This is a genomic window from Minwuia sp., from assembly GCF_048007105.1.
Classification (GTDB): Bacteria; Pseudomonadota; Alphaproteobacteria; order Minwuiales; family Minwuiaceae; genus Minwuia.
Window position 1 is genome coordinate 271,413 of the sequence record NZ_CP180352.1, and the last position, 24,921, is coordinate 296,333.

Below are 24,921 nucleotides of genomic sequence, written 5' to 3' on the forward strand. Positions count from 1 at the left end.
GACATCCTCCTAGAGCCGGGCCACCGCCTCCACGAAGCGGTCCACCTCGTTTTCCGTATTGTAGTAGTGTACCGACGCCCGGACGAGATCGGGGAGTCCCCTTTTTTCCATGTCGATCCGCGTCGAGTAGACGGTGCTGGTCGAGACGTTGATTCCCTGTCCGCCAAGCGCCGTCTTCACTGCTGTGGCGTCCAGCCGCGGGTGGGTGAAGGTGCAGATGCCCGAGCGGGTCCTGCCGATGTCGTGCACGGCCACGCCGGCCTCGGCCTCGAGCCGTTCGCGCAGGCTCCCGGCCAGGGCTTCGACGCGCTTCTCGATCCGCGCGGCGCCGATTTCCAGCACCAGATCGACGGCGACGCCGAGGCCGATCTTGCCGGCCTCGTAGTTCTCCCAGTTCTCGTAGCGCGCCGCACCCTCGGCCCAGTTGTAATGATCGCGCCCGTCCCATCGCGCGGCATGAAGGTCGATCACCGGTGGCGGAAATCTCTCGGCTGCCGCCTTGCCTGCATAGAGGAAGCCCGTGCCGCGGGGGCCGCGCAGATATTTCCGTCCGGTCGCCGAAAGGAAATCGCAGCCGATCTTCCGCACGTCCAGTTCACGCTGACCCGCCGACTGACAGGCGTCGAGCAGGTAGGCGATCCCGTGCCTGCGGGCGATACGGCCGATCTCCTCGGCCGGATTCACCAGACCGCCATTGGTCGGAATGTGCGTGACCGCGATCAGACGAACGCTGCCGTCGATCAGGCGTTCCAGCGCGTCGAGGTCCAACTCCCCGTCCCCGTCGCTCGGCACCACCTCGATCTCGATGCCATAGCGCTCCCGAGCCATCAGGTAGGAGAGATAGTTGGAGGCGTATTCCGCCTCGGCGGTCAGGATCGTCTCGCCGGCCTTCATCGTGCCGAGAACGGCGAAGAAGGCCTGGTTCCAGGCCGCCGTCGCATTCTCCATCACCGCGACTTCCGAGGGGTCGCAGTTGAGGTAGCCGGCGATGGCCGAATAGGCCCGCTCCAGTTTCGGCCGGGCGGTTGCGGCGGCCTCGTAGCCGCCGGTTTCCGCCTCCAGATCCAGATGCGCCTTCACCGCATCCAGCACGCGACGCGGCATCAGCCCGGCGCCGGCATTGTTGAAATGCAATACCTTGCCCGCGCCGGGCGTCTCGCGTCGGAAGCGATCGACTTCCTGATCGGTGATGGTGAGCAGATCAGGCACGCGCCCGCCCGCTCAGATCGGATCCCAACTGAAGTATTCGGCGGTGCCGTCGAGATCGAGCAGTTCCTTCCGCAGCGACGGCTCGAACTGGGCCGCCAGCGCCTCGTGGCTCCAGCCGTCCGACTTGTGGATGGTCTTGATCGGCCGCGGCTGGCTGAAGAGGTAGATCTCGTTGCCGCGGACGCCGAAGACGTTCGCGGTCACGTCCTTCGCGGCATCCGAGGAGAGATAGCTGACCACCGGCGCGATATGGGCCGCGGTGGCGTTCTCCTTGAACTTGCGGAAGCTCTCGGCCATTTCCTCCGACGTGATCGGGATGCTCTCGATCATGCGGGTCCAGGCGAAGGGCGCCATGCAGTTGGAGCGGACACCATAGCGCGCGCCTTCCATGGCGATGATCTTCGACATGCCGACAATGCCCATCTTGGCGGCGCCGTAGTTGATCTGCCCAACCGAGCCGTGCAGGCCCGAGGTCGAGGTGAAGTGCACGAAGGCGCCCGAGCCCTGCGCCTTCATGTGATCCACCGCGGCGCGGCTGACCAGCCATGAGCCCGTCAGATGCACGTCGATGACGGCCCGCCAGTCGGCCTCGTCCATCTTGTGGAACATGCGGTCGCGCAGGATGCCGGCGACATTCACCACGCTGTCGATCCGGCCGAACGTATCCATGGCGCAGTCGATCATTGCCTTAGCGCCGGAGGCGTCGGAGACCGAATCGCCATTGGCGACGGCTTCGCCGCCCGCGGCCTTGATCTCCTTCACTACCGATTCGGCCGGGCTCTCGCCGGTCTGCTCGCCCTCGACGCCACCGCCGAGATCGTTCACGACGACCTTCGCGCCGCCCCGCGCCATGTCCAGCGCCACCTCGCGCCCGATGCCGCGCCCCGCGCCCGTGACCAGAGCCACCTTTCCGTCCAGAATGCCCATCCGTTCCTCCCCTTCTCGCCGGCAGACAAATTTCCGGGCGCAACGCTATCATCGGGCCGAAGAGACGGTCCAGCGGGGAGGAGCATGGCCGCCATGAGCGAATTGTCCGACGAGGCCGGCCGCTTCGTCCGGGCCCACTGGGGCGCGGATTGCGGCGTGGCCGATTTCGGTCCGATGGAGGACGGCCATGCCGGCCTCAGCTTCGGCTTCAGCGTCACACGCGGCACGGAGACTATCGAACGCGTGGTGCTGCGGCTGGCGCCCAAGGGCGTCCGGCGCAGCGGCAACACCGATGTCTACCGGCAGGCGCCGTTGTTGCGCGCGCTGGGCAGGGCGGAGGTGCCGGTGCCGCCGGTGCTGCATGCACAGTCCACCGAGGACTGGTTCGGCACGCCCTTCGTGATGACCCGGCTGCTGCCCGGCCGCACCATGATCATCTGGGAACCCGCGCCGGAGTTCGACGGGATCGTCGGCGAATGCTGGCTGAAGTCCGCCCGTGCGCTGGCCCAGATCCACCGCTTCGACTGGCGCGCGGACCTTGCGGACTGGGAAGCGCCGCGCGACATGCGCGCCGAGATCGATCGCTGGTCCGGTATCCTGGAACGGACCGACGACGAGGACTGGAAGGCGCTCGGACGCCGTGTCGCGGCGATGCTGGCGGAACGGCCGATGGCCGAATCGCCGGTCGGCCTGTTCCACGGCGACTTCCAGCCCGGCAACGTGCTGTTCGAGAATGGCGAGATCCGGGCGATCCTGGACTGGGAACTGTCCGGCATCGGCCCGCAGCTTCTGGACATCGGCTGGCTGATGATGATGGGCGACCCTGAAGCCTGGGATCCGGTCTGGGGCGCGAAAGGCGTGCCGCCGGTCGGTGAACTGGCCGACGCCTATCAGGACGCGATGGGCGCGCGGTTCGACGGCATCCCCTACTGGGAGGCGCTGTCCTGCTTCATCTTCGGCGTGATTTCGTGCCTGAACGTGAAGCTGCACCGCACAGGCCGCCGCCCCGACCCGATGTGGGACGAAATCGCCAGCTCGGTGCCGTATCTTTTCGGCCGGGCGGAGCGGCTGTTGTCGAATTGATGCCATTCACCATCGATTAACGGTACAGTCTTACCCTGCATATTCTGCCGACATGACAGCGTGGCCCCGAAATTGGCGCTCAGGATTGCCCAGCCGCTGGAGAATTCCGATGACGGTGCGCCGCTGCGCCCGCCGGCAGACGATGTGCAGCGCTTCCAGGATTTCGCCGAGGCGGCCTCCGAATGGTTCTGGGAGATGGATGCAGAGCTCCGGTTCTGCTGGTTCTCGGAGCGCTTCGAGCAGATCGCCGGCGTTCCGCCCCATTACCTGCTGGGCAAGTCACGGCGGGAACTGATCACCAGCGGCGACCCGGTCACCGACGAGATCGTCTCGCTGGAAGACTGGTGGAACCACGTCGCCGATCTGGAAGCGCACAGGGCCTTCAAGTCCTTCATCCACCCGCGCGTCCATCCCGACGGGCACAAGGTCTATCTCTCGATCAGCGGCAAGCCGATCCATGACGAGGCCGGCCGGTTCCTCGGCTATCGCGGCATCGGTGCCGACATCACCGAGCGGATCGAGATCGAGCGCACGCTGCGCGAAGCCAAGACCCAGGCCGAGGCGGCCAACCGCGCCAAGTCCGAATTCCTGGCGACGATGAGCCACGAACTGCGTACGCCGCTCAACGCCATCATCGGCTTCTCCGACATGATCCAGAACGAGCTCGCCGGCCCTGTCGGGCAGGACTGCTACCGGGACTATGCCGGCGACATCAACAGCAGCGGACGGCGTCTGCTTGCGGTGATCAACGATGTGCTGGACATGGCGCGCACCGAAGCCGACATGATGCCGATCGACGCGGACTGGTATCCGGTGCACGAACTGCTCGACGATGTGCGGCGCAAGATGGCGCGGATGGCCGAGGAGGCCGGCATCGGCATCGAGATCCACAACGGCCCGGACGGGCTGGAGGTTCTGGCCGACCGGCGCCGGACCGGTCAGATCCTTGCCAATCTGGTGTCGAACGCGATCAAGTTCTCCGAGCGGGGACAGCAGGTCTGCCTGACCTGGAAACGCTACGGCACCGGCAAGCTGCTGGTGCAGGTGCAGGACCGCGGCATCGGGATGACCGCCGAGGAGGTCCGCCTCGCCTTCCAGCCCTTCGTTCAGATCGGGGATCACAAGACCCGTCAGGCCGAAGGCACGGGGCTTGGCCTGCCGCTCAGCCGGCGTCTCTGTGAAATTCAGGGCATGACGCTGTCACTGGACAGCCGTCCCGCCGAGGGCGCGACCGCCACGGTCTCGTTCCCGCAGGACCGGTTCCGCCACGCCGAAGACTGACCGGCGCGGCCCGCCGGGCCTCAGAACAGACCCAGGAAACCCCGTTTCCGGCGCGGCGCGTTCCCGCCATCGCCCTGGATCGCCGCCGGGCCGCCATCGACGCGGTCCATGCGTTCCGCCAGTCGCTGCAGCGCGCGTTCGACCGCGCCGAGGCCCTTCGGCGAGCCGCCGCCGTTCTGCTGAAGTTCGGCGACATCGCGCTTGATGTTCGCGACCTCCGACCGGAGCGCCGTTATGGCCTTCGCCAGCGTCTCGATCTCGTCGTCGCGCGGTTCGGCGCGGGTAGCGTAGGGTTCGGCTTCGCCGCGGTAGCGGCGGCCGGCACGCGCGGCTCCTGCGGCTCGTCGCGGCGGCGTGCCGACTGGCGCATCGGCGCCGACGGCGCCCGCTGTGGTTCTTCGTGATTCTCCCGGCGCGCCGGGGTGAAGGCATAGGCCGCCTCCGGCGGTTCGGCGCGTACGGGTTCCGCGCGGACGGGTTCGGGCGCCGGCGCGGGACGCGGCTCGGCCGGCGCAGGACGCGCCGCAACCTGCTCGACCTCGGGCTTGCGGGAGAACCGCTGCAGCCGCTCGCGAAGCGTCAGGTCGATATTGTCGGGCACCGGGTCCGGCTCGGTGCGGGCCGGCGCGGGTTCGGGACGGCGCGGCTCGGGTTCGGGCCGCCACCTGCGGGCATCCGTCATCGACAGCCGGCTGCCCGGCCTTGCCATGTTCGCTATCGCCATATTGGTCACCTCACGTCGCCGATTCAGAATCTGAACACGGGTTGCACACATGTAAAAGCAATTCGCGCGCCAACAAGGTTCATGCGGCGTTTGCGCTCTCCCGCCAGTCGACCAGCGCTGCCGCCTGGCGGAGCAGGCCGGCGCCGGCGTCCGGGTCCCGCGCTTCCTCGCCCAGCAGGCGGCGGAAGCGGCGCGCGCCGGGGCGGCCCGCCGCCAGCCCCAGCATGTGGCGCGTGATCCAGGACAGCCGGGTGCCCGCGGCGATCTCGCGCTCGGCATAGGGGATCATGGCCTCGACCACGGCGGCCCCGTCGGCGAGCGGCGGCGTCCGGCCGAAGATCGCCTCTTCCGCCTCGGCCAGCAGCATCGGGCGGTGATAGGCCTCGCGCCCAACCATGACGCCGTCGACATGCGCCAGTTCGTCCAGGCATGTGCCGATATCGGTCAGGCCGCCATTGAGAATGATTGGCAGATCGCGAAAACGCTCTTTCATTCTGCGGACGAGCGGATAGTCGAGCGGCGGCACGTCGCGGTTCTGTTTCGGGCTGAGACCCTGCAGCCAGGCCTTGCGGGCGTGCACGATCACCGCGTCCGCGCCCGCGTCCCGAACCTTCGCGATGAAGTCCGGCAGCACGGTCTCCGGGTCCTGATCGTCGACGCCGATGCGGCATTTGACGGTGACCGGCACGGCCACGGCCGCCTTCATCGCCGCGACGCCCTGCGCGACCAGATCCGGCTCCCGCATCAGGCAGGCGCCGAAGCGGCCCGACTGCACCCGGTCCGAGGGGCAGCCGCAGTTCAGGTTGATCTCGTCGTAGCCGGCGGCCTCGCCCATGCGCGCGGCCTCGGCCAGCTCGTCCGGCTCGCTGCCGCCGATCTGCAGCGCCACCGGGTGTTCGCCATTGTGGCGCAGCAGTTCCTCGCGCGGCCCGTGGTTCAGCGCCCCGGTTGTGACCATCTCGGTATAGAGCAGCACCGACGGCGAGATCAGCCGGTGCAGCATCCGGCAATGCCGGTCCGTCCAGTCCATCATCGGTGCGACGGAAAAGCGGTACGGCGCTGTGGCGGTCGCGTTCATGGGTCCCAGATAGTCGATACCGAGCCTGCGGACCACCCGCCTTGACTTGCCCTGTTCGCGGGCGAAGATCGGGGAAACACCTTGGGAGGCCTGCCATGAACGCGCCCGCAACCGCTGCCGATCACGATCTGACGCCCCGCGACGGCAAGGCGCATGTCGTCGGCGACACCGGCCCCGAGCTCTGGCGCAAGACCATTCCGGGACTGCTTGCCGAGACGGTGGCGGCGCATGGCGACCGGGAGGCTGCGGTCTTCCGCGAGCAGGGCGTGCGCTGGACCTGGCGCGAACTGGCCGCCGAGGTCGAAGCCTTCGCCACGGCGCTGCTGGATCTGGGCCTGAAGAAGGGCGACCGCATCGGCATCTGGTCGCCGAACCGCTACGAATGGGTGCTGACCCAGTTCGCCACGGCGCGGATCGGCCTGATCCTGGTCAACATCAACCCGGCCTACCGCCTGTCGGAGCTGGAGTACGCGCTGAACAAGGTTGGTTGCCGGGCGCTGGTGACTGCGGCGGCGTTCAAGACCAGCGACTATCTTGGCATGATCCGCACGCTGGCGCCGGAGATCGACGGCGCGCTGCCGGGTTCGCTGATCGCGGCGAAGCTGCCGAAACTGAAGATGGTCATCCGCATGGGCGCCGAGCGCTCGCCCGGCATGTACAATTTCGACGAGTTGCTGGCCGCGGGCCGCGGCGGCGACACGGCCCGGCTGGACGCCATCACGAAGACGCTGGATCCCGAGGACGCCATCAACATCCAGTTCACCTCCGGCACCACGGGCAATCCGAAGGGCGCGACGCTGACCCACGTCAACATCGTCAACAACGGCCGTTTCGTCGCCGGCGCGCAGAAGCTGACCGAGCAGGACCGGCTCTGCATTCCGGTGCCGCTCTATCACTGCTTCGGCATGGTGATGGGCGTGCTGGGCTGCACCTCGACCGGCGCCTGCATGGTCTTCCCGGCCGAGGCCTTCGAGCCCGGATCGACGCTGGCGGCGGTGTCGGAGGAGAAATGCACCGCGCTCTACGGCGTGCCGACCATGTTCGTTGCCGAACTGCAGCATCCGGACCTGAAGAGCTTCAACGTCTCCCATCTCAGGACCGGCATCATGGCCGGGGCGCCCTGCCCGGTCGAGGTCATGCGCCGCTGCGTGAAGGACCTGAATCTCCGCGAGGTCACCATCGCCTACGGCATGACCGAGACCAGCCCGGTGAGCTTCCAGAGCGCCACCGACGACCCGGAGGAGAAAGTCGTCTCCACCGTCGGCCGCATTCAGCCGCATGTGGAGTGCAAGGTGGTCGACGAGGACGGCAACACGGTTGCGCCGGGCGTGCAGGGCGAACTCTGCACCCGCGGCTATTCGGTGATGAAGGGCTACTGGGACGATCCCGAGCGCACGGCGGAAGCCATCGACGCTGACGGCTGGATGCACACCGGCGACCTGGCGACCATCGACGCCGAGGGTTACGGCAACATCACCGGCCGGGTGAAGGACATGCTGATCCGCGGCGGCGAGAACGTCTATCCGCGCGAGATCGAGGAATATCTCTACCGCCACCCGGCGATTCAGGACGTGCAGGTCTTCGGCGTGCCCGACCGGAAATACGGCGAGGAGATCGCCACCTGGATCGTGCTGAAGCCGGGCGAGAACCTGACCGAGGACGACGTGAAGGGCTTCTGCAAGGGCCAGATCGCCCATTACAAGGTGCCGCGCTATGTGAAGTTCGTCACCGAACTGCCGATGACCGTCACCGGCAAGCCGCAGAAGTTCATCATGCGCGAACAGTTCGCGCAGGAACTGGGCCTGGAGGAAGAGGAGACCGCGTAGTGGGACAGCTTCGCTTCATCTATTTCGCCGATCCGATGTGTTCGTGGTGCTGGGGCTTCTCCCCCAACATGAAGAACCTGCAGGAACGGCACCCCGACATACCTGTCCGCCTCGGCGTGGGCGGGCTCTATCCGGGCGTGACGAAGCCGATGACGGAGAAGGCCAAGGCCGAGGTCGCAAAGCACTGGCACCATGTCGAGGAAGCCTCCGGCCAGCCTTTCGACTACAGCTTCTTCGAGCGCGGCGAGTTCGTCTACGACACCCTGCCCGCCAGCCAGGCGCTGGTCGCCGAGAAGCGCATGACCGGCAGCAACGGGATGGACTTCCTGAACCGCCTGCACGCCGCCTTCTACCGTGACAGCCGCGACGTCACCGACCGCGAGGTGCTGGCCGATGTCGCCGCCGAACACGGTCTCGACCGCGACGAGTTCATGGCGACGATGACCAACGACACGGTCCGCCAGCTGACCGAACGCGACATTCACTTCGCGCGCAGCCTGGGCGTCCAGGGCTTCCCCTGCCTGCTCGGCTACAACGAGGAGCGCTACCGCCTGATCTCGATGGGTTTCCAGACCTGGGACTGGCTGGAAAAGGTCGTCGACCGCTGGATCGGCAAGGCCCGCACGGTGAACTAGACGCGTTCCCACCTGCTGTCCCCGGGCTTGACCCGAGGGCGGCAAAGGGGATGGCGTTTCACATTTCAGCCCACTGGCCGGCCAGTTCCCTGTGTCCCGGACTTGATCCGGGACCCATGCCTTAGCGCCGATGGCTGATCAGCGGCGGCGGCAAGGCTCCGGAATGGGCCCCGGATCAAGTCCGGGGCACGGTTGGCGACAGCCAGAGACTACTCCGCCGCCACGGCCATCTGGCCGGCGCCGCGGCGGTCGACATACGTCCTGCCGTTCTTGATGACCATCAGGTGGTTGGCGCGCTGTGCGGCCTTCGAGATGTCCTTCGACGGATCGCCGGCGACCAGCAGCATGTCCGCGACCATGCCCTTGCGGATCCAGCCGCGCTCGCCCGGCTCGATCAGTTCGGCGGCGTTCGAGGTGCCGGCGATCAGGGCGTCGATCGGGTCCATGCCGGCCTCGACCATCCAGGCGAGTTCCTGCGCGTTCTCGCCATGCTTGTTGAAGGGCGTGCCGGCGTCGGTGCCCATGGCGACCTTGCCGCCGGCGTCGTGGTAGGCCTTGAAGGAGGCCAGATGCACGTCATAGACGCGCAGCGACTTCTCGACCGCCCAGGCGGGAATGCCGTTGTCCTTGTTGGCGATGATGTTCTTCACCGCCGCCAGGGTCGGCACCAGGAAGACGCCACGCTCGATCATCTCGTTGATGCACTGCTCGTTCATGAAGATGCCGTGCTCGATCGAATGGATGCCGCCGCGTACCGCGTTCAGGATGCCGTCGGCGCCCTGGGCGTGGCTGGCGGTGCGCTTGTGGAAGCGGCGCGCCTCGGCGATGCCGGCGCTGATCTCCTCGAAGGAGTAATGCGCGTCCTCGGGATTCACGCCCGGCGTCATGACGCCGCCGGTGGCCATGATCTTGATGACGTCGACGCCCTTGTGGACGTTGGTGCGGACGGCCTTCACGACCTCGTCGCAGCCGTCGGCGACGATGCCGTTCTTGTTGCCGTGTCCGCCTGTCATGCAGATCATCCGGCCCGAAGCCCGCATCACCGGGCCGGGGAATCGGCCGGCGTTCAGCGCGTCGCGCACGTCCAGATCGATGTAATCCTTGCCACCGCAGTCGCGCACCGCGACGACGCCGCCTTCCAGCGTGATGCGGGCATTGTCCATCGCCTTCAGCGTCAGGGCCGACGGCGTCAGCTTCTCGGCCGCATCGCTCGGATTGCCTTCCGCGCCGTAGCAGATGTGGATGTGGCAATCCATCAAACCCGGCATCAGCGTCGCGCCGGAGGTGTCGACCGTCTCGCCGTCGAAGCCGTCGAACTGGCCGGCGTCCGCGACATCGGCGATGCGCCCGTCCTCGACCACCACGCCCAGACCCGGCTTCGGGGCTGCGCCGCCGTCGAATACCAGACCGCCCGTGTACAGTGTCCGCGCCGAAGCCATGCTCGTCTCCTCCGTCAGTCGTATCCGGGCGCGTTCCGCCCGAGCCCGTCATACAGGTCCAGCATGCGGTTGCGCCAGTCAATGATGGGGTCGCCCTCCTCCAGCAGTCGGTAGTCGGAGACGCCGCGCGCCCACATGAAGGCCGACATGACGATGTGGTCGGCATGCGCCGGCGCATCGCCGGAGATCCAGGGCTGGGCGTCGAGCGTCAGCCGGAGCGGGTTGAGCGATACGCGGAAGCCCTTCAGGCGGCCGTCGCGGCCCTCGTGCAGTTCCTCCAGCTTCATCCCGACGCGCGCTTCCCGGCTCTCGCGGAAATAGGCTTCGTCCTCGGGCGCAACGTGGCGGTAGATGTCGTACATCATCATCGGGCCGAGCCCCATGTGGACCACCGATTCCGTCCAGGACTTGATGAAGCGCACCTCACCCTTGCCGTGCGGGAACAGCGCCGGCCGGTCGCCATAGGTCTCTTCCAGATACTCGGCGATGGCCCAGGAGTCGGAGATCTCGGTCTCGCCGTCGACGATCACCGGCACTGTCTTGGCGCCGTGCTGCGCGATGCGGTCCTTCTCGGTGAACTTCCAGGGCAGCGCCTCGAAGTCGAGGCCCTTGTGCGCGAGCGCGAACTTCACCCGCCAGCAGAAAGGGCTGAACCGCCGGTCCGGTTCCGCGCCGCAGAGATCGTACATCTGGATGGTCATCTTCCCGCTCTCCCTGATTATGATGCGGCCAAGGTAGGGGAGCCGGGGAGGAAGGCAAAACATGTCCGATGAGCTGATCGTCGAACGCGAGGGGGCGGTCGCCGTCTTCACCATCAACCGCCCGCAAGCGCGGAACGCGCTGGACGACCCCACTGCGCGGGCGCTCGGCGCAGCGCTGAAGGCGTTCGACGAGGACGACGACCTGCTGGCCGGCGTTCTGACCGGGACCGGGGGCGCCTTCTGCGCCGGGGCCGATCTGAAGGCGCTCGCGCCGGGCTATGTCGCCTGGGCCGGCGATGCCGACGGGCCGTGCGCGCGGGAACTGTCGAAACCACTGATCGCAGCCGTCGAGGGACATGCGGTTGCCGGCGGCCTGGGCGTGGCGCTCCGCTGCGACATCCGCATCGCCAGCGAAACGGCCGTCTTCGGCGTCTTCTGCCGCCGCTTCGGAGTGCCGATGAGCGACGGCACCACGGTGCGCCTGCCGCGGATCGTCGGCCAGGGCCGGGCGCTGCACATGCTGCTGACGGGCGAGGCGGTGGACGCGCGGAAGGCGCTGGACTGGGGGCTGGTCACATCGGTGGTGCCCGCCGGCGAGGCGCGCGCCGCCGCCGTCGGGACGGCCCAACGGCTGGCGAAATTTCCCCAGATCGCCATGCGTTCGGATGTCCGCTCGGCGCTGGAGCAGTGGAACTTCGACAGTCTCTGGGACGCCTTCGCCAACGAGAAGCGGCTGGCCGAGGAAGCGAAACGCGCTGAAGCCGTCTCGGGCGCTGCCCGCTTCGCCGGCGGCGAAGGCCGGCACGGGCAGCGCGACTGACGGTTCAGGCCGCCGCGTTGGCGTGGCGGATCTTCCAGGGTTCGGCAAAGCCGTAGGGCTGCGGCGAGGCCGACAGCACCCGCTTGAACAGGTCGTCATACTTCTTCTGGCGCGTCGGGCCGAAGAGCGGGTCCTCATTGCCGCTGAACGCCGCCTGCAGATCGGCCATCTGCGCCTCGGTCAGCGCGCCGGCCGCCTCGGACAGGATTTCCTTCTCCTCGCGGCGCATGTGCGCGCCCTCGAAGTCGACATATTCATTCACCGTCCAGAGCAGCGCCTCGGCCTTGCCTGCCGGATCCTGACGCGCGGCCTCGACCGCGCGTTCGAGCTTCAGCAGGCGGGCCTCGCCCTCCTCGTGCTCCTTGCGCAGGACTGCGAGAGCATAGGTGAAGCGGTCCGAATTCGCCTGCAGGGCCCGGAAGAGGTGCGTCTCCTCCTTGGGGTGGTGATAGTGCGCCGGGAAAGATGTCATGTAATCGATGATCGCGTCGAACGCAGCGAAGTCCGGAACTTCGTCAACGCGCGTCAGATCCTGAGCGATATGACGGAGACAATCGAGAACGGCACCCATTCGGCGGTGTTCGTCCCGAATGATCGAAATTGCGTCCATTTCCACCCTCCTGCGTTTGGTGCGCCGTCATATCGGCGCATCCGGACGATAGCGGGTGGCGCTGCGGCACCCTTGACCTGTATCAAAACCGCCGGGGAAACTTCATGGCGGCCAGCGGGAGTAAAAGCATGACGGCACCGATCGTTATCGCCGGCGGCGGCATCGGCGGGCTGACTGCGGCGCTGGGGCTGGCGCAGAAAGGCTATCGCTCTCTGGTGCTGGAGAAGGCCCCTGAGCTGGGCGAGATCGGCGCCGGCATCCAGCTCGGCCCCAACGCCTTTCATGCCTTCGACTGGCTCGGCGTCGGCGACGCGGCGCGGAAGATGGCCGTCTACATCGACAGCCTCCGCCTGATGGACGCCATGGATGCGACCGAGATCGTGCAGATCCCGCTGGGCAACGATTTCCGCAAGCGCTTCGGCAACCCCTATGCCGTCGTCCACCGCGGCGACCTGCACGGCGTCTTCCTCAAGGCCTGCCGCGACCACGAGCTGATCGAGCTTCGCACCGATGCCGAGGTCGTGGACTACGACCAGGACGGATCGTCGGTTTCGGCCATCCTCGCCAATGGCGAACGCATTGCCGGATCGATGCTGATCGGCGCCGACGGGCTCTGGTCGAACATTCGCAAGCGAGTCATCGGCGACGGCGCGCCGCGCGTCTCCGGTCACACCACATACCGTTCGGTGATCCCGGTCGAACAGATGCCCGAGGACCTTCGCTGGAACGCGGCGACGCTCTGGGCCGGACCGAAATGCCACATCGTTCACTACCCGCTGTCGGGCTGGAAGCTGTTCAATCTGGTCGTGACCTACCACAACGACGCGCCGGAACCGGTGGCCGGCAAACCCGTGGAGAAGGACGAAGTGCGGCGCGGCTTCGAGCACATCGCCGATCTGCCGCGTTCGATCATCGACATGGGCGAGAACTGGAAGCTCTGGGTGCTGTGCGACCGTGAGCCTGCCGCCAACTGGATCGACGGGCGCGTAGCGCTGCTGGGCGATGCGGCGCATCCGATGCTGCAATACATGGCCCAGGGCGCGTGCATGGCGATGGAGGATTCGGTGGCGCTGGCGCACGAGATGGCGGCGCATGACGGCGATGCTGGCCGCGCGCTGCCGGCCTATCAGGAGCGGCGCCGGCTCAGGACCGCCCGGGTGCAGTTGCAGTCCCGCTTCCTCGGCGATCACGTCTATCACCCGGCCGGCGCCCACGCAGAACTCCGCAACGCCTACATGCGTGCCCGGACGGCGGACGACTGGTACGACGCGATCCAGTGGATCTATGGCGGCACGGGGCTGAAGGACGGCGCGGAAGCGATCGGGTAGAGGAAACCGCGCTGCGTGGGATGGTGCGGCTGGAGACATCTCCGGCCACACCCCTTTGCCGCCTTCGGACTTGATCCGAAGGCCTCCGGCGCAGGCGGATCGACAAGGTCCCCGGGTCAAGCCCGAGGACAGCAAAAAGCCTTGGCCTCCGCCTAGGCCTCTTCCAGCTTCTCGGCGGCTTCCATCCAGCGCAGCTCCGCGGCCTCGATGGCCTGTTCGGCCAGCGCCTTCAGCTTGCCGAGTTCGGCCAGTTTCTCCGGCGGACCGTCATAGACCTTCGGATCCTGCAGCTTCACCTCGATTCGCCTGATCTGGGCATTGAGCCGTTCGATCTGGGTCTCGGCTTCCTGCATGGCCTTGCGAACGGGCGCGAGTTCCGCGCGGGCCTCTGCCTTCTTCTTGCGCTCGTCGCGTCTGTTCGGCTTCGCCGCGACATCACCGTCCGGCGTCGGCTTGCGGGCCGCCTCGGCGGCATCGGCCAGCGCAAGTCGCTTGTAGTCGTCCATGTCACCGTCGAAATTCCGCACCGTCCGGTCGCTGACCAGCCAGAGACGATCGGCCACGCTCTCGACCAGATGGCTGTCATGGCTGACCAGAATGACGGCGCCGGGATAGTCGTTCAGCGACTGGACCAGCGCCTCGCGGCTGTCGATGTCGAGGTGGTTGGTCGGTTCGTCCAGGATGATCATGTGCGGCTCGCCCTGCGCCATCAGGCAGAGCGCAAGCCGCGATTTTTCGCCGCCCGAGAGCTCGGCCGCCGGCGTCTCGACACGCTTGTGGTCCAGCCCGAACCCGTCCAGCTTCGAGCGGAGATCGGCTTCCTTGTCGTAGGGGCGCAGTTGGCGCAGATGCTGGATCGCGTTCTCGCGTGGGTTCAGATCCTCGATCTGGTGCTGGGCGAAGAAGCCGATCTTCAGCTTCGAGGAGCGCCGCACCTGCCCGCTCTCGGCCTGCAGCCGCCCGGCGATCAGCTTGGCCAGCGTCGACTTGCCGTTGCCGTTCGCGCCCAGCAGCGCGATGCGGTCATCCTCGTCGATCCTGAGACTGATCTTGCGCAGGACCGGATTGCCCGGATCGTAGCCGACATCGACCTCGTCCAGCGTGATGACAGGCGGCGAAAGTTTCGAAGGCTCGGTGAAAGGAAAGCGTGGCGCACGGGCGTCCACGACAGCTGCAACCGGTTCCATCTTCGCCAGCATCTTCAGCCGGCTCTGCGCCTGCCTGGCCTTGGAAGCCTTGTAGCGGAAGCGGTCGACGAAGGACTGGATACGGGCGCGTTCGGCGGACTGCTTCGCCGCCAGTTCGACCTGGTGACGCTGCGCCGTCCGGCGACGCTCCTCGAAATTGTCGTAGCCGCCCGGATAGAGCGTCAGCTTCATCTGGTCGAGATGCAGGATATCGGTGACCGCGCGGTTGAGCAGGTCGCGGTCATGGCTGACGATGACGACCGTGTGCGGATACTTCTGCAGGAAGGTCTCGAGCCAGAGCGTCGCTTCGAGATCGAGATGGTTGGTCGGTTCGTCCAGCAGCAGGATCTCGGGCTCGGCGAACAATGCCGCCGCCAGCGCGATGCGCATGCGCCAGCCGCCGGAGAAGTCATTGCAGGGCGCCGTCTGACGGTCCGAGTGAATGCCCAGGCCGTCCAGGATCGCGGCGGCGCGCGACGGCGCGGCGTGAGCATCGATGTCGGTCAGGCGGGTCTGGATTTCCGCAATGCGGTGCGGATCGGTCGCCGTCTCTGCCTCGGCCAGCAGGCTGGCGCGTTCCCGGTCCGCGTCGAGCACGGCCTCGATCGCCGGCTTGGAGCCGGCCGGAGCCTCCTGCGCCACCGTGCCGATCTTTGCGCCGCGCGGAATCTCGACTTCGCCGGACTCCATCGCCACCTCGCCCAGGATCGCGCGCAGCAGCGTCGTCTTGCCGGTACCGTTCGGGCCGACAAGGCCGACGCGGTGCCCTGTCGGAATGCGCGCGCCAGCGCCCTCCAGCAGCAGGCGGCCGGCGATGCGGACGGTGATGTCATCCAGGATCAGCATGGCCCGGGCTTATAGGACGGATGAGGCGGGAGTGAAATGCATCGCGGACAGGCCCGCCGCGATATCCGGCAGATCACGGTTGGCGGCGCGCGCCGCCGCCGCTATACACGCCGCGTCTTCATTGTGCGCTGCGGCGAAGGGCCGGGCGCGTCCCCAGAATCGCCGGAGGAAACTGACATGGCAACCGAACGTACGCTCTCCATCATCAAGCCCGATGCGACCCGCCGGAACCTGACCGGCAAGGTCAACGCCATGATCGAGGATGCCGGCCTGCGCATCATCGCCCAGCGCCGCATCAAGCTGAGCCGCGAGGCCGCCGAGGGCTTCTACGCCGTGCACAAGGAGCGTCCCTTCTTCGGTTCGCTGTGCGATTTCATGACCTCGGGTCCGGTCGTCGTGCAGGCGCTGGAGGGCGACAACGCCATTGCCAGGTACCGCGAAGTGATGGGCAAGACCAATCCGGCCGAGGCCGACGAGGGCACCATCCGCAAGGCCTTCGCCGAGTCCATCGAAGCCAATTCGGTGCACGGTTCCGACAGCCCCGAGAACGCCGCCATCGAGATCGCCTACTTCTTCTCGTCGCTCGACATCACCGGCTGACGCGCCCGGCATCGCCGTCACTCAACCAGCCCTTGCGCCATCGGCGCAGGGGCTTTTTGATGGGCGCATGTCAGCCGACGGCACCACATTCGCGTATGGCTATGGCGCCGACCGGGACTGGCGCAACGCTGCGGCTGCATGCCTGGACATGCTGGACGAGAACCTGCCACCCGAGGGCGTCGGCTTCATCTACCTGTCGGATTACTTCGCGCCGGTCGCCCGGGACATTCTGACCGTCCTGCGCGGCCGCACCGGTATCGACCACTGGGTCGGCGCCGCCGGCATCGGCATCTCGGCCGGGCGGCAGCAGATCTTCGACACGCCGGCGCTGGCCGCCATGGTGGCCGGTTGGCCCCGCGACCGGTTCGCGGTTCTGGACGGCCCCGACGCCGCACCGCCGGCCTTCGATCCCTGGTTCGGAATCCTGCACGGCAATCCGCAGACGCCGGACCTGCCCGAGGCGATCGCCGACTTCGCCGACCGGATCGGCGGCTACTGGGTCGGCGGTCTGGCGGCGTCGCGCGGGCCGCATCCGATGATCGCCCGCGGCATTTCCGATGCCGCCGTCTCCGGCGTCGTGCTGTCGCCTGAGATCGAGGTGGCGACATCGCTCTCCCAGGGCTGCACGCCCATCGGGCCCGAGCACGAAATCACGAAGGCGGAAGACAACGTCATCATCGAACTCGACGGCCGCAACGCCTTCGAGGTCTTCGCCGAGGAGATCGGCGACATCCTGGCCCGCAACCTGAACCGCGTGCCCGGCTTCATCTTCGCCGGCCTGCCGGTCGCCGGGGCGGACACCGCCGACTACCTCGTCCGCGACATCGTCGGGCTGGACCCGCAATACGGCGCGGTCGGCATCGGCGCCGAGGCGGTGGTCGGCAGCCGGATCATGTTCTGCCGCCGCGACGGCGCCACCGCCACCGAGGACATGGGGGCGATGCTGGAACGGCTGGAGAAGCGGCTCGGCGGCAAGACGCCGAAGGCCGGCCTCTACTATTCCTGCCTGGGGCGCGGGCCGAACATGTTCGAGGACAGCCGCACCGAACTCGACATGATCGCCGAGCGCTTCGGCGACCTGCCGCTGACCGGGTTCTTCTGCAACGGCGAGATCTCCAACGCGCGGCTCTATACCTATACCGGCGTGCTCTCCCTTTTCCTCTGACCGCGTCCGGGCGACACTGCCTCCTGACAACCGCAAGGGAGGCGGACATGGCGGAACAGGCGACCGCGAAAGAACGGAAGATCGGCCCCACCATCAACGGATCGACCTATGTCGATCCGGCAGCGATGGACTGGCGGCCCAGCCAGTTCGAAGGCATCCAGATCAAGGTGCTCTACGAGAACAGGGAAGCGGGCGAGATGACCTGCCTGCTGAGATGGGAACCCGGCGCGACCCTGCCCTTCCACAAGCATCCGGAGATCGAGCAGTCCTTCGTGCTCGAGGGCTCCTTCTACGACCATGACGGTATCGCGCGGGCCGGGGAGTATGTCTGGCGCAAGCCGGGCTCGTTCCACGAGACCCGTTCGGACGAGGGCTGCGTGATCCTGGCGATCTACCGCAAGCCGAACATCTTCAGGAACACCGCCGGTTTCCACGACGATCCGGCGCAGAAGGGTTTCGAGGACTAACTGACGACAGCGAACCGCCCATGCGGTCATGCCCGATCGAGCGGAGCGAGACTCGGGCATCCGGTTGAAACATCGGACTCGCGGCGAAGCCGCTCCGGACCCCCGCGCGCCGCTCTGCGGCGACGGGGGTGACCCGTTTGGCGAAAGCGACGAACCGATGACGGCGGGCGGGCGATCAGCCCCGCGGGCCCCAGTCCGGCTTGCGCTTCTCGGCGAAGGCGGCGAGGCCTTCCTCGAAATCGTCGGTTTCGGCCAGGGCGCACATCATCTCGACCTGCGCGGCGACGCTGCGCCGGTAGTCGAGATCCTGCGCCCGCCAGAAGGCGAGACGCCCGATCCGCATGGCCGTCGGTGACTTGGCGGCGAAGGTGCGGCCCAGTTCCAGCGCCTTCTCCATCAACTGCTCATGCGGCACGACGTGGTTGACCAGTCCCATTTCCTTCGCGCGCTCGGGCCCGAAACTCTCGCCAGTCAGCAGCAGTTCGAAGGCGCGGTGCCGGCCGATCACAGCCGGCAGATGCGCGAAATGGATGGCCGGCAGCACGCCGACATTGATCTCGGGATAACCGAGATCCGCGCGCTCCGAGGCGACGATCACGTCGCAGGTGATCGACAGCGACATGCCGGCGCCGCGGGCGACGCCGTTGACCGCGGCGATGGTCGGCTTGGTCAGCTTCGCCTGAACGTCCAGCGTGTCGAGGTAGAAGCGGTTCAGGAACTTCCGCATTCCCTCGGCGCCCGAACCGCGGATCATCTTCAGGTCCATGCCGGCGCAGTACATGCCGTCGAGGCCGCTGGTCAGCACGATGGCGCCGACATCCGGGTCGGCGTCGGCGCGGCGGAAGGCATCGTGGATGGCGTCGATCATCTCGAAATCGACGGCGTTCACCGGCGCGCGGTGCATCTCGATGACCGCAACCGGTCCCTCAAGGCGATAGGTGATGCGCTCGCTCACAGCCCGAGCACCGCCTTTGCCAGCACCCCGCGCTGCACCTCTGAGGTGCCGCCGGCAATGGTGTAGCCGCGGTGGTGCTGCTGGCCGGAGGTGATGCCGACCGCGTAGCCCGGCCCGACGGGCATCTGGTTCTCACCGCCGAACAGGTAGCCCTTGTGGTCCGGTGCGCCGTAATAGCCGATGGCGCGGTAAAGCAGTTCGTCGAAATCCTGGACCATGTGGCTGCCCAGCAGCTTGGTCATCGACGGTTCCGCCCCGACCCGCCCGCCGGCATCGGCCTCGGCGAGGATGCGCAGCGACGTCATTTCCAGCGCCTTCAGCCGCGTTTCCAGGCTGGCGACCTGCATGGAGACCTCGGGATCCTCGATCAGCGGACGGCCGTCGGCGACTTCCTCGCCGCAGACTTCCTTGACGATGGAGAGGATGCGCGTGTTCTCGGACACGCGGGAGACGAACAGCCGCTCGTCGCCCAACAGCTTCTTCGCCACCGTCCAGCCCTGGTTTTCCTTGCCCAGGATGCCGGTGACCGGGACGCGGACGTCGTCGAAGGTGACGATGTTCCAGAGCCGCCGGCCGTTGAGCGCGATCAGCGGTTTCACCTCGACGCCGGGGCTGTCCATCTCGATCAGCAGGAAGCTGATGCCTTCCTGCTTCTTCACATCCGGGTCGGTCCGGACCAGGCAGAAGATGTGGGTGGCGATGTCGGCGGCGCTGGTCCAGATCTTGGAGCCGTTGACGACATAGTGGTCGCCGTCGCGCACCGCCCGCGTCTTCACCCCGGCCAGATCGGAGCCCGCCTCGGGCTCGGAATAGCCCTGGCACCACCAGTGTTCGTCCGAGAGGATCTTCGGCAGGTAGTATTCCTTCTGCTCCGGCCGGCCGAAAGCGATCATCGCCGGGCCGAGCATCTGGAAGTTGAAGGCCATCGCAGCGGGTGCATGGGCGAGCCGGCATTCCATGTCGAAGATGTGCCGCTGCATGATCGAGAATCCGGCGCCGCCGACCTCCTTCGGCCAGTTGGGCGCCAGCCAGCCCTTCTCCCGCAGGATCGCATGCCAGCGGAGCTGGTCCGGCTTCTTCACCACCAGCCCCAGCTTCACCTTCTCGGCGATGTCGGCGGGCAGTTCGGACGCCAGCCATTCGCGCACCTCGTCGCGGAAGGCCTCGTCCTTCCGGCTCAGGGACAGGTCCATCGGTCAGCCTCCGGTGAAACGCGGCGCGCGCTTTTCCTGCCAGGCGGCGATGCCCTCCTTGAAGTCGTCGGACTTCAGGGCGGTCTGCATCTCGGCCAGCGAGTCGTCCTGCGCCTCGTCCATGGACTGGATCAGCGAGCGCCAGACCAGTCCCTTGATCACGCGGGTGGAGCGCGGCGAGACCTCTTCGGCCAGCATCTTCGCATAGGCCTGCGCCTCCCCGAGCACGTCGCCGGCGGGCACCGCGCGGTCGACCAGCCCCATGCGCTCGGCCTCGTCGCCCTTCACCAGCCGCGCGGAATAGAGCAGATCCAGCGCCTTGGACGGGCCGACAATGCGCGGCAGCAGCCAGGCGAGGCCGTACTCCGCGACAAGGCCCCGCCTGGCGAAGGCCGTCCCCAGCTTCGCCTCGGCCGCGCAGATCCGGTAGTCGCTGTAGAGCGCCATCACCAGCCCGACACCCACCGCCGCACCGTTCACGGCGGCGATGACCGGCTTCGGCACCGTGGTCATCCAGGCGTATTTGGCCGCGTAACCTGCCGGGAGATCGATACCGCCCTCGATGGCTCCGTCGACCGGCAGCGGCTCGGCCTCGCGCGCCCCGCCGGCCGCCGTGTTCGACAGCCGCGCGACGTCCGCGCCGGCGCAGAAGCCGCGGCCTGCGCCGGTCAGCACGATGGCCTTCACCGCCGTGTCGTCGCTGGCGGCCTGCATCGCCGCCCGGATCTCGCCGTTCATCACCGGCGTCATGGCGTTCATCCTGTCGGGCCGGTTCATGGTGACCGTCGCGACGCCGTCCGCCACATCATAGAGAATCTGCTCGTAAGCCATCCGGCCCTCCCCAGACCAATGCACTTGAATTAATTGCGGCGACTATAGGGGGGAAGGATGGACGGGGGAAGGGGTGTGCAACGCGTCAAATTCTGACCTAACCTGGTCTCATGGCCGAGGGAGATTGGAGCGACGAGGAGAACGATGCCATTGTGGCGGACTACTTCGACATGCTCTCCGACGATCTGGCAGGGCGCCGCTACAATAAAGCTGAGCACAATCGTAGACTGCAAGGCGCTATCGACAGACGCCGAGCGTCCATCGAATTCAAGCATCGCAACATCAGCGCCGTCATGGACGGTTTCGGACAGCCCTTTCTGACCGGGTATCTACCGGCAGACAATTATCAGAGTTCGTTAGAAGATGCCGTCGCTCGCTGGTTCGAAGTAAATCCCAGCTGGGACGCATTGGCGCTCTCATCTGCTTCGCCAAACACCTCCACGCTGTACGAAGACCCAATAATGTTCATTGGAACGCCTCCGACGAAGCGCAACAGCGGGCCAACAAAGGCGGACCTTTTGAAGATGGCCACGGCGCAGAAATACGATGTGGCTGAACGTGATGAGCGCAACCGATCTCTTGGCAGAGCGGGAGAGGAAAGGGTGCTCCATCACGAGCGTGCGCTCTTGAAGCAAAGCGGACGGCCCGATCTGGCGGATATCGTTCGTTGGGTGTCGGAAGTCGACGGTGACGGCGCTGGGTACGATATCGCCAGTTTCGAACCGGATGGGCGAGACCGCTTGATCGAGGTGAAGACGACCAATGGCTGGGACCGAACGCCGTTCTACATAAGCCGAAACGAATACAGCGTTGCAGATGAGAACAGGGAATCGTGGTGTCTCGTCCGCGTCTGGAACTTCGCCCGGTCCCCAAGAGCCTTCGAAATCCGCCCGCCACTGGAAGCTCATGTCGAACTCACCCCAACCAGCTTCCGGGCCGCACTTCTCTGATTGCTGGCTGACCGGATCCCCGAGTGACGCTTCGCGCCATCGGGGATGACCGCCTCCGACTGTCACCCCCCCCCCCCCGCCGAGCAACGCGAGCGCGGGGGTCCGGAATCTCGCACCCAGCTCAACGGAAACGCCGTGTTTCCAGTCCGGTTCGCGACGGCGCGGCGTTGGCGCGCTATAGTCACTGGCAGCAAACGAACACTGGGAGCGAAGCCATGATCCGGGGCCTGCACCACAATGCCTACCGCTGCCGCGACTCCGAGGAGACGCGCCGGTTCTACGAGGATTTCCTCGGCCTGCCTCTGGTCGGCTCGCTGAAGATCGGGGAGACCAAGTCCGGCCGGGCCGCCAACGCGCTGCACACTTTCTTCCAGATGGATGACGGCTCCTGCCTCGCCTTCTTCGAGGAGCCCGGCGAGCCGTTCGAATTCAAGGACCAGCGCGATTTCGACCTGCACATTGCGCTCGAGATCCCGCATGACCAGCTGGAGCCCTGGATGCAGAAGGGCAAGGACGCCGGTATCGAGACACGCGGCGTCTCCGACCACGGCTTCATCGACAGCATCTATTTCCGCGACCCCAACGGCTATGTCATCGAGCTGACGGGCAAGCGGCCCGGCCACGACGCGGCGCTGGATCCGGCGCAGAACGGGGCGCGGACCATTCTGGACGACTGGCAGCAGAGCAAGGCGTCGTAGGGTTTCGATTCGCCGTTGCGCTCGTGCTGTCACCCCCGCCTCGTGCGGGGGTCCGGAGCGGCTTCGCCGCACGATGAACGACCGACCGGATGCCCGCATGAAGCGGGCATGACAACCACAGGACTGGATGCCCGATCGCATGCAAGCCCCCGGGCCTGACCCGGGGGCCCATGCCGGAGTCCTGCCGCCGCCGCTGACCGGCCAGTGCCGCTCAGGCATGGGTCCCGGGTCAAGCCCGGGACGACATCATCGTCAGAGCATCAACCGCATTGGCAGCATGTCCGAGGCCTGGAACCCGGCACGGGCGTAGAAGCGCTGCGCCGCGGCATTGTCGCCATCGGTCAGCAGGGTGATGCGGCGGCAACCGTCGGACTTCGCACGGGCGATGGCGGCGTCGAGCAGCGCCCGGCCGACCTGTGAACCCCGCGCCGTCGGCTCGACCACCATGTCCTCCAGCATCGCTACGCGACCGCCCAGCGCCGTGCTGATACTGTAGAGCAGCCCGACCATGCCGATCACAGCCCCGTCGCGCTCGGCCACCAGCAGCGCACCCGCTGCCGGATCGCCGAGGATCATTCGCAGCCCGGCGCGCTGACGGTCCGGGTCGGGCTTGAACTCGGCCTCCTGCGCGAAGAGATGCGCGAGCAGCGCGGTCATGGCGTCGATGTCGTCGGGGGTGGCGTCGCGGATGGCGACGGCGCTCATGCGCCTTCGATCCCGTCCCAATCGATGGCGGCGAGATCGAGGCTGCGAGTGACGGCGGGCATCGGGTATTTCAGCGGCGTGCCGCAATTGAACAGCACCGCCTTCTCGTCCTTCCGCACGCGGCCGCCGGCAAGGGCCTGCTCGTAAGCCGCCAGCGTCGCTGCGCCTTCCGGCCCCAGCAGCACGCCGTCATCGGCGGCGCAGCGCGCCTGCGCCTCCAGGATCGCTTCGTCCTCCACGGCGACGGCGAAACCGCCTGAAGTCGCGCACCGCCTGCAGGATCAGGAAATCGCCGACCGCCTGGGGCACGCGGATACCGCTGGCGACGGTGGCGGCGTTTTCCCAGCGCTCGGCATGGGTCCAGCCGTTCTCGTAGGCGCGGACCATCGGCGCGCAGCCCGTTGCCTGTACCGCAACCATGCGGGGCCGCTCCGCCCCGATCCAGCCCAGCGCCTCCAGCTCGGCGAAGGCCTTCCACATGCCGATGAGACCGGTGCCGCCGCCGGTCGGATAGAAGATCACGTCCGGCAGGGTCCAGCCCATCTGGTCGGCCAGTTCCAGGCCCATCGTCTTCTTGCCCTCGATCCGGTAGGGCTCCTTCAGGGTCGAGACGTCGAACCAGCCCATGCGGTCCTTGCCGTCGCGCACGATGCCGCCGCACTGGTCGATCTGCCCGTTCACCCGCCAGACCTTCGCCCCCTGCAGCGCGATCTCGCGGACATTCACATCCGGCGTCTCCGCGGGACAGAAGACATAGACCTCCATGCCGGCCGCGCGGCCATAGGCGGCCATCGCCGCGCCGGCATTGCCGTTGGTGGGGATCGCCAGCCGTTTCAGGCCGAAACTCTTCGCCATGGAGACGGCCAGCGCCATGCCGCGGGCCTTGAAGGAGCCGGTCGGCAGGCGGCTCTCGTCCTTGGTCTGGAGCCAGTCCGCGCCGAGCCGGGCCGCCGTCCGCACCAGCGGCAGCAACGGGGTCTCGACCTCGCCCAGGCTGACCACGTCGTCGTCGCGCTCGACCGGCAGCAGGCCGCGGTAGCGCCACAGGCCCGGTTTCAATGCGGCGAGGCGGTCGCGGTCCAGTTCGGCCCGCATCTTCCCCAGATCATAGCGGACCAGAAGGGGCTTGCCGGCCTTCGAGAGATTGTGCGGTGCGCCCGCCGGGTAGCGATCGCCCTCGGCGCTGCATTCCAGATGCGTGACGTAACTCACGCGGCTACTCGACGACCTTCCAGCGGCGGCGGTCGAAATAGCTGAGTACCGAAGCGACCTCGTGGCCGCGCTTCAGCACCCGCCCGTCGCGGCCGAGCACCTGGAACATGCCCTGCTTGCGCGCCAGCTTGGGACGCTTGACGATGCGGTAGAGCGGGGCCTCGGAGGCGCGCTGGTAGATGGCGAAGACGCAGACGTCCTTGTCGTGGCCGATGGCGTAATCGCGCCAGTCACCCTTCGCCACCATCTGTCCGTACAGGTCGAGGATCTGGGAGAGTTCCCGCCGCTCGAAGAAGACATCCATGACCGGTTTTTTTCCGCCCGGCGAAGCCGCTGGCCTCTGCCGGGCGCCGGAACTGTAGTCTTCGAGACTGACCACCTCGCCCATCTGCATTCCCCCGATTGCGCCTAGCGTGACGAAATGATGACATCCGCAGCCGCAAGATGCCAG

General features: G+C 67.0%; 24 protein-coding genes and 1 pseudogene. 11 read left to right on the top strand and 14 right to left on the bottom strand.

What is annotated here, in order from left to right; genetic code table 11:
- Positions 1–9 precede the first annotated feature (9 nt).
- Positions 10–1,209, bottom strand: coding sequence for an aminotransferase class V-fold PLP-dependent enzyme (locus tag ACMVY4_RS01305; protein WP_416898402.1), 1,200 nt, complete (start codon positions 1,207–1,209; stop codon positions 10–12).
- A 12-nt stretch (positions 1,210–1,221) separates the two neighbouring features.
- Entirely contained in the window at positions 1,222–2,136 is a 915-nt protein-coding gene (locus tag ACMVY4_RS01310) for an SDR family NAD(P)-dependent oxidoreductase (RefSeq protein ID WP_416898403.1), read from the bottom strand.
- A gap of 93 nt (positions 2,137–2,229) precedes the next feature.
- Here ACMVY4_RS01310 and ACMVY4_RS01315 point away from each other — a divergent pair, with 93 nt between their 5' ends.
- A complete protein-coding gene (locus ACMVY4_RS01315) occupies positions 2,230–3,219 on the top strand; it encodes a phosphotransferase family protein (protein WP_416898404.1) in 990 nt (329 codons plus the stop codon).
- Positions 3,220–3,279: 60 nt separating this feature from the next.
- Complete coding sequence (locus ACMVY4_RS01320) at positions 3,280–4,500, top strand: ATP-binding protein (protein ID WP_416898405.1); 1,221 nt, start codon at positions 3,280–3,282, stop codon at positions 4,498–4,500.
- Between the two features lie 232 nt (positions 4,501–4,732).
- Here ACMVY4_RS01320 and ACMVY4_RS01325 read toward each other — a convergent pair whose 3' ends face one another.
- Positions 4,733–5,224, bottom strand: a complete 492-nt coding sequence (locus ACMVY4_RS01325; RefSeq protein ID WP_416898406.1) for a hypothetical protein — start codon at positions 5,222–5,224, stop codon at positions 4,733–4,735.
- A 79-nt stretch (positions 5,225–5,303) separates the two neighbouring features.
- Positions 5,304–6,302: a tRNA dihydrouridine(20/20a) synthase DusA gene (gene dusA, locus ACMVY4_RS01330; RefSeq protein ID WP_416900236.1), complete on the bottom strand. Its 999-nt coding sequence runs from the start codon at positions 6,300–6,302 to the stop codon at positions 5,304–5,306.
- Positions 6,303–6,397: 95 nt separating this feature from the next.
- Here dusA and ACMVY4_RS01335 point away from each other — a divergent pair, with 95 nt between their 5' ends.
- Entirely contained in the window at positions 6,398–8,128 is a 1,731-nt protein-coding gene (locus ACMVY4_RS01335; RefSeq protein WP_416898407.1) for an AMP-binding protein, read from the top strand.
- A complete protein-coding gene (locus ACMVY4_RS01340; protein WP_416898408.1) occupies positions 8,128–8,763 on the top strand; it encodes a DsbA family protein in 636 nt (211 codons plus the stop codon). Before ACMVY4_RS01335 ends, ACMVY4_RS01340 begins: the two co-directional genes overlap by 1 nt.
- Before the next feature lie 209 nt (positions 8,764–8,972).
- On the opposite strand, the gene ACMVY4_RS01345 is transcribed toward ACMVY4_RS01340, so the two are convergent.
- Both ACMVY4_RS01345 and ACMVY4_RS01350 read right to left on the bottom strand, forming a co-directional pair.
- Positions 8,973–10,202 (bottom strand): amidohydrolase family protein, encoded by a 1,230-nt coding sequence (locus ACMVY4_RS01345; RefSeq protein ID WP_416898409.1) that lies wholly within the window; start codon positions 10,200–10,202, stop codon positions 8,973–8,975.
- A gap of 14 nt (positions 10,203–10,216) precedes the next feature.
- Positions 10,217–10,903: a glutathione S-transferase family protein gene (locus ACMVY4_RS01350; protein WP_416898410.1), complete on the bottom strand. Its 687-nt coding sequence runs from the start codon at positions 10,901–10,903 to the stop codon at positions 10,217–10,219.
- A 61-nt stretch (positions 10,904–10,964) separates the two neighbouring features.
- On the opposite strand from ACMVY4_RS01350, the gene ACMVY4_RS01355 reads away from it, so the two are divergent.
- Positions 10,965–11,723, top strand: a complete 759-nt coding sequence (locus tag ACMVY4_RS01355; protein ID WP_416898411.1) for a crotonase/enoyl-CoA hydratase family protein — start codon at positions 10,965–10,967, stop codon at positions 11,721–11,723.
- 4 nt (positions 11,724–11,727) lie between these two features.
- On the opposite strand, the gene ACMVY4_RS01360 is transcribed toward ACMVY4_RS01355, so the two are convergent.
- Positions 11,728–12,333 (bottom strand): hemerythrin domain-containing protein, encoded by a 606-nt coding sequence (locus tag ACMVY4_RS01360; protein ID WP_416898412.1) that lies wholly within the window; start codon positions 12,331–12,333, stop codon positions 11,728–11,730.
- A 128-nt stretch (positions 12,334–12,461) separates the two neighbouring features.
- Between ACMVY4_RS01360 and ACMVY4_RS01365 the strand changes: the two genes are divergently transcribed.
- Positions 12,462–13,661 carry a 3-hydroxybenzoate 6-monooxygenase gene (locus tag ACMVY4_RS01365; protein ID WP_416898413.1) on the top strand — a complete coding sequence of 400 codons (1,200 nt, stop codon included), beginning with the start codon at positions 12,462–12,464 and terminating at the stop codon, positions 13,659–13,661.
- A 152-nt stretch (positions 13,662–13,813) separates the two neighbouring features.
- On the opposite strand, the gene ACMVY4_RS01370 is transcribed toward ACMVY4_RS01365, so the two are convergent.
- Positions 13,814–15,694 (bottom strand): ABC-F family ATP-binding cassette domain-containing protein, encoded by a 1,881-nt coding sequence (locus ACMVY4_RS01370; RefSeq protein ID WP_416898414.1) that lies wholly within the window; start codon positions 15,692–15,694, stop codon positions 13,814–13,816.
- 177 nt (positions 15,695–15,871) lie between these two features.
- Between ACMVY4_RS01370 and ndk the strand changes: the two genes are divergently transcribed.
- The 3 genes from ndk to ACMVY4_RS01385 all read left to right on the top strand — a co-directional run bounded on the left by ndk (position 15,872) and on the right by ACMVY4_RS01385 (position 17,926).
- Entirely contained in the window at positions 15,872–16,294 is a 423-nt protein-coding gene (gene ndk, locus ACMVY4_RS01375; protein WP_416898415.1) for a nucleoside-diphosphate kinase, read from the top strand.
- 67 nt (positions 16,295–16,361) lie between these two features.
- A complete protein-coding gene (locus tag ACMVY4_RS01380; RefSeq protein ID WP_416898416.1) occupies positions 16,362–17,459 on the top strand; it encodes an FIST signal transduction protein in 1,098 nt (365 codons plus the stop codon).
- A gap of 47 nt (positions 17,460–17,506) precedes the next feature.
- Positions 17,507–17,926, top strand: a complete 420-nt coding sequence (locus tag ACMVY4_RS01385) for a cupin domain-containing protein (RefSeq protein ID WP_416898417.1) — start codon at positions 17,507–17,509, stop codon at positions 17,924–17,926.
- A 175-nt stretch (positions 17,927–18,101) separates the two neighbouring features.
- On the opposite strand, the gene ACMVY4_RS01390 is transcribed toward ACMVY4_RS01385, so the two are convergent.
- The 3 genes from ACMVY4_RS01390 to ACMVY4_RS01400 are packed head-to-tail and all read right to left on the bottom strand — an operon-like array spanning position 18,102 to position 20,905.
- Positions 18,102–18,881 (bottom strand): enoyl-CoA hydratase/isomerase family protein, encoded by a 780-nt coding sequence (locus ACMVY4_RS01390; RefSeq protein ID WP_416898418.1) that lies wholly within the window; start codon positions 18,879–18,881, stop codon positions 18,102–18,104.
- Positions 18,878–20,074, bottom strand: a complete 1,197-nt coding sequence (locus ACMVY4_RS01395; RefSeq protein WP_416898419.1) for an acyl-CoA dehydrogenase family protein — start codon at positions 20,072–20,074, stop codon at positions 18,878–18,880. Before ACMVY4_RS01395 ends, ACMVY4_RS01390 begins: the two co-directional genes overlap by 4 nt.
- A 3-nt stretch (positions 20,075–20,077) precedes the next feature.
- A complete protein-coding gene (locus ACMVY4_RS01400; RefSeq protein WP_416898420.1) occupies positions 20,078–20,905 on the bottom strand; it encodes an enoyl-CoA hydratase-related protein in 828 nt (275 codons plus the stop codon).
- 110 nt (positions 20,906–21,015) lie between these two features.
- Between ACMVY4_RS01400 and ACMVY4_RS01405 the strand changes: the two genes are divergently transcribed.
- Together ACMVY4_RS01405 and ACMVY4_RS01410 are read left to right on the top strand one after the other, a co-directional pair.
- On the top strand, positions 21,016–21,855 hold the full coding sequence (locus ACMVY4_RS01405) for a DUF3883 domain-containing protein (RefSeq protein ID WP_416898421.1): 840 nt from the start codon (positions 21,016–21,018) through the stop codon (positions 21,853–21,855).
- Between the two features lie 215 nt (positions 21,856–22,070).
- Complete coding sequence (locus ACMVY4_RS01410; protein WP_416898422.1) at positions 22,071–22,553, top strand: VOC family protein; 483 nt, start codon at positions 22,071–22,073, stop codon at positions 22,551–22,553.
- Positions 22,554–22,805: 252 nt separating this feature from the next.
- Here the strand turns inward: ACMVY4_RS01410 and ACMVY4_RS01415 are convergent, their stop codons facing one another.
- From ACMVY4_RS01415 to ACMVY4_RS01425, 3 genes and pseudogenes are all read right to left on the bottom strand, one after another.
- Positions 22,806–23,258, bottom strand: a complete 453-nt coding sequence (locus ACMVY4_RS01415; RefSeq protein ID WP_416898423.1) for a GNAT family N-acetyltransferase — start codon at positions 23,256–23,258, stop codon at positions 22,806–22,808.
- Positions 23,255–24,509: pseudogene (locus ACMVY4_RS01420) on the bottom strand (threonine synthase). The gene ACMVY4_RS01415 and the pseudogene ACMVY4_RS01420 overlap by 4 nt, the downstream one beginning before the upstream one ends.
- Positions 24,475–24,774, bottom strand: coding sequence for a DUF2794 domain-containing protein (locus ACMVY4_RS01425; RefSeq protein ID WP_416898424.1), 300 nt, complete (start codon positions 24,772–24,774; stop codon positions 24,475–24,477). Before ACMVY4_RS01425 ends, ACMVY4_RS01420 begins: the two are co-directional and overlap by 35 nt.
- Positions 24,775–24,921 lie beyond the last annotated feature (147 nt).

Coding starts and splice junctions, on each gene's coding strand:
- ACMVY4_RS01310 (WP_416898403.1), bottom strand. CDS start 2,136: ATGGGCATTCTGGACGGAAAGGTGGCTCTGGTCACGGGCGCGGGGCGC.
- ACMVY4_RS01315 (WP_416898404.1), top strand. CDS start 2,230: ATGAGCGAATTGTCCGACGAGGCCGGCCGCTTCGTCCGGGCCCACTGG.
- ACMVY4_RS01325 (WP_416898406.1), bottom strand. CDS start 5,224: ATGGCGATAGCGAACATGGCAAGGCCGGGCAGCCGGCTGTCGATGACG.
- dusA (WP_416900236.1), bottom strand. CDS start 6,302: ATGAACGCGACCGCCACAGCGCCGTACCGCTTTTCCGTCGCACCGATG.
- ACMVY4_RS01335 (WP_416898407.1), top strand. CDS start 6,398: ATGAACGCGCCCGCAACCGCTGCCGATCACGATCTGACGCCCCGCGAC.
- ACMVY4_RS01345 (WP_416898409.1), bottom strand. CDS start 10,202: ATGGCTTCGGCGCGGACACTGTACACGGGCGGTCTGGTATTCGACGGC.
- ACMVY4_RS01350 (WP_416898410.1), bottom strand. CDS start 10,903: ATGACCATCCAGATGTACGATCTCTGCGGCGCGGAACCGGACCGGCGG.
- ACMVY4_RS01355 (WP_416898411.1), top strand. CDS start 10,965: ATGTCCGATGAGCTGATCGTCGAACGCGAGGGGGCGGTCGCCGTCTTC.
- ACMVY4_RS01360 (WP_416898412.1), bottom strand. CDS start 12,333: ATGGACGCAATTTCGATCATTCGGGACGAACACCGCCGAATGGGTGCC.
- ACMVY4_RS01365 (WP_416898413.1), top strand. CDS start 12,462: ATGACGGCACCGATCGTTATCGCCGGCGGCGGCATCGGCGGGCTGACT.
- ACMVY4_RS01370 (WP_416898414.1), bottom strand. CDS start 15,694: ATGCTGATCCTGGATGACATCACCGTCCGCATCGCCGGCCGCCTGCTG.
- ndk (WP_416898415.1), top strand. CDS start 15,872: ATGGCAACCGAACGTACGCTCTCCATCATCAAGCCCGATGCGACCCGC.
- ACMVY4_RS01380 (WP_416898416.1), top strand. CDS start 16,362: ATGTCAGCCGACGGCACCACATTCGCGTATGGCTATGGCGCCGACCGG.
- ACMVY4_RS01385 (WP_416898417.1), top strand. CDS start 17,507: ATGGCGGAACAGGCGACCGCGAAAGAACGGAAGATCGGCCCCACCATC.
- ACMVY4_RS01395 (WP_416898419.1), bottom strand. CDS start 20,074: ATGGACCTGTCCCTGAGCCGGAAGGACGAGGCCTTCCGCGACGAGGTG.
- ACMVY4_RS01400 (WP_416898420.1), bottom strand. CDS start 20,905: ATGGCTTACGAGCAGATTCTCTATGATGTGGCGGACGGCGTCGCGACG.
- ACMVY4_RS01405 (WP_416898421.1), top strand. CDS start 21,016: ATGGCCGAGGGAGATTGGAGCGACGAGGAGAACGATGCCATTGTGGCG.
- ACMVY4_RS01410 (WP_416898422.1), top strand. CDS start 22,071: ATGATCCGGGGCCTGCACCACAATGCCTACCGCTGCCGCGACTCCGAG.
- ACMVY4_RS01415 (WP_416898423.1), bottom strand. CDS start 23,258: ATGAGCGCCGTCGCCATCCGCGACGCCACCCCCGACGACATCGACGCC.
- ACMVY4_RS01425 (WP_416898424.1), bottom strand. CDS start 24,774: ATGGATGTCTTCTTCGAGCGGCGGGAACTCTCCCAGATCCTCGACCTG.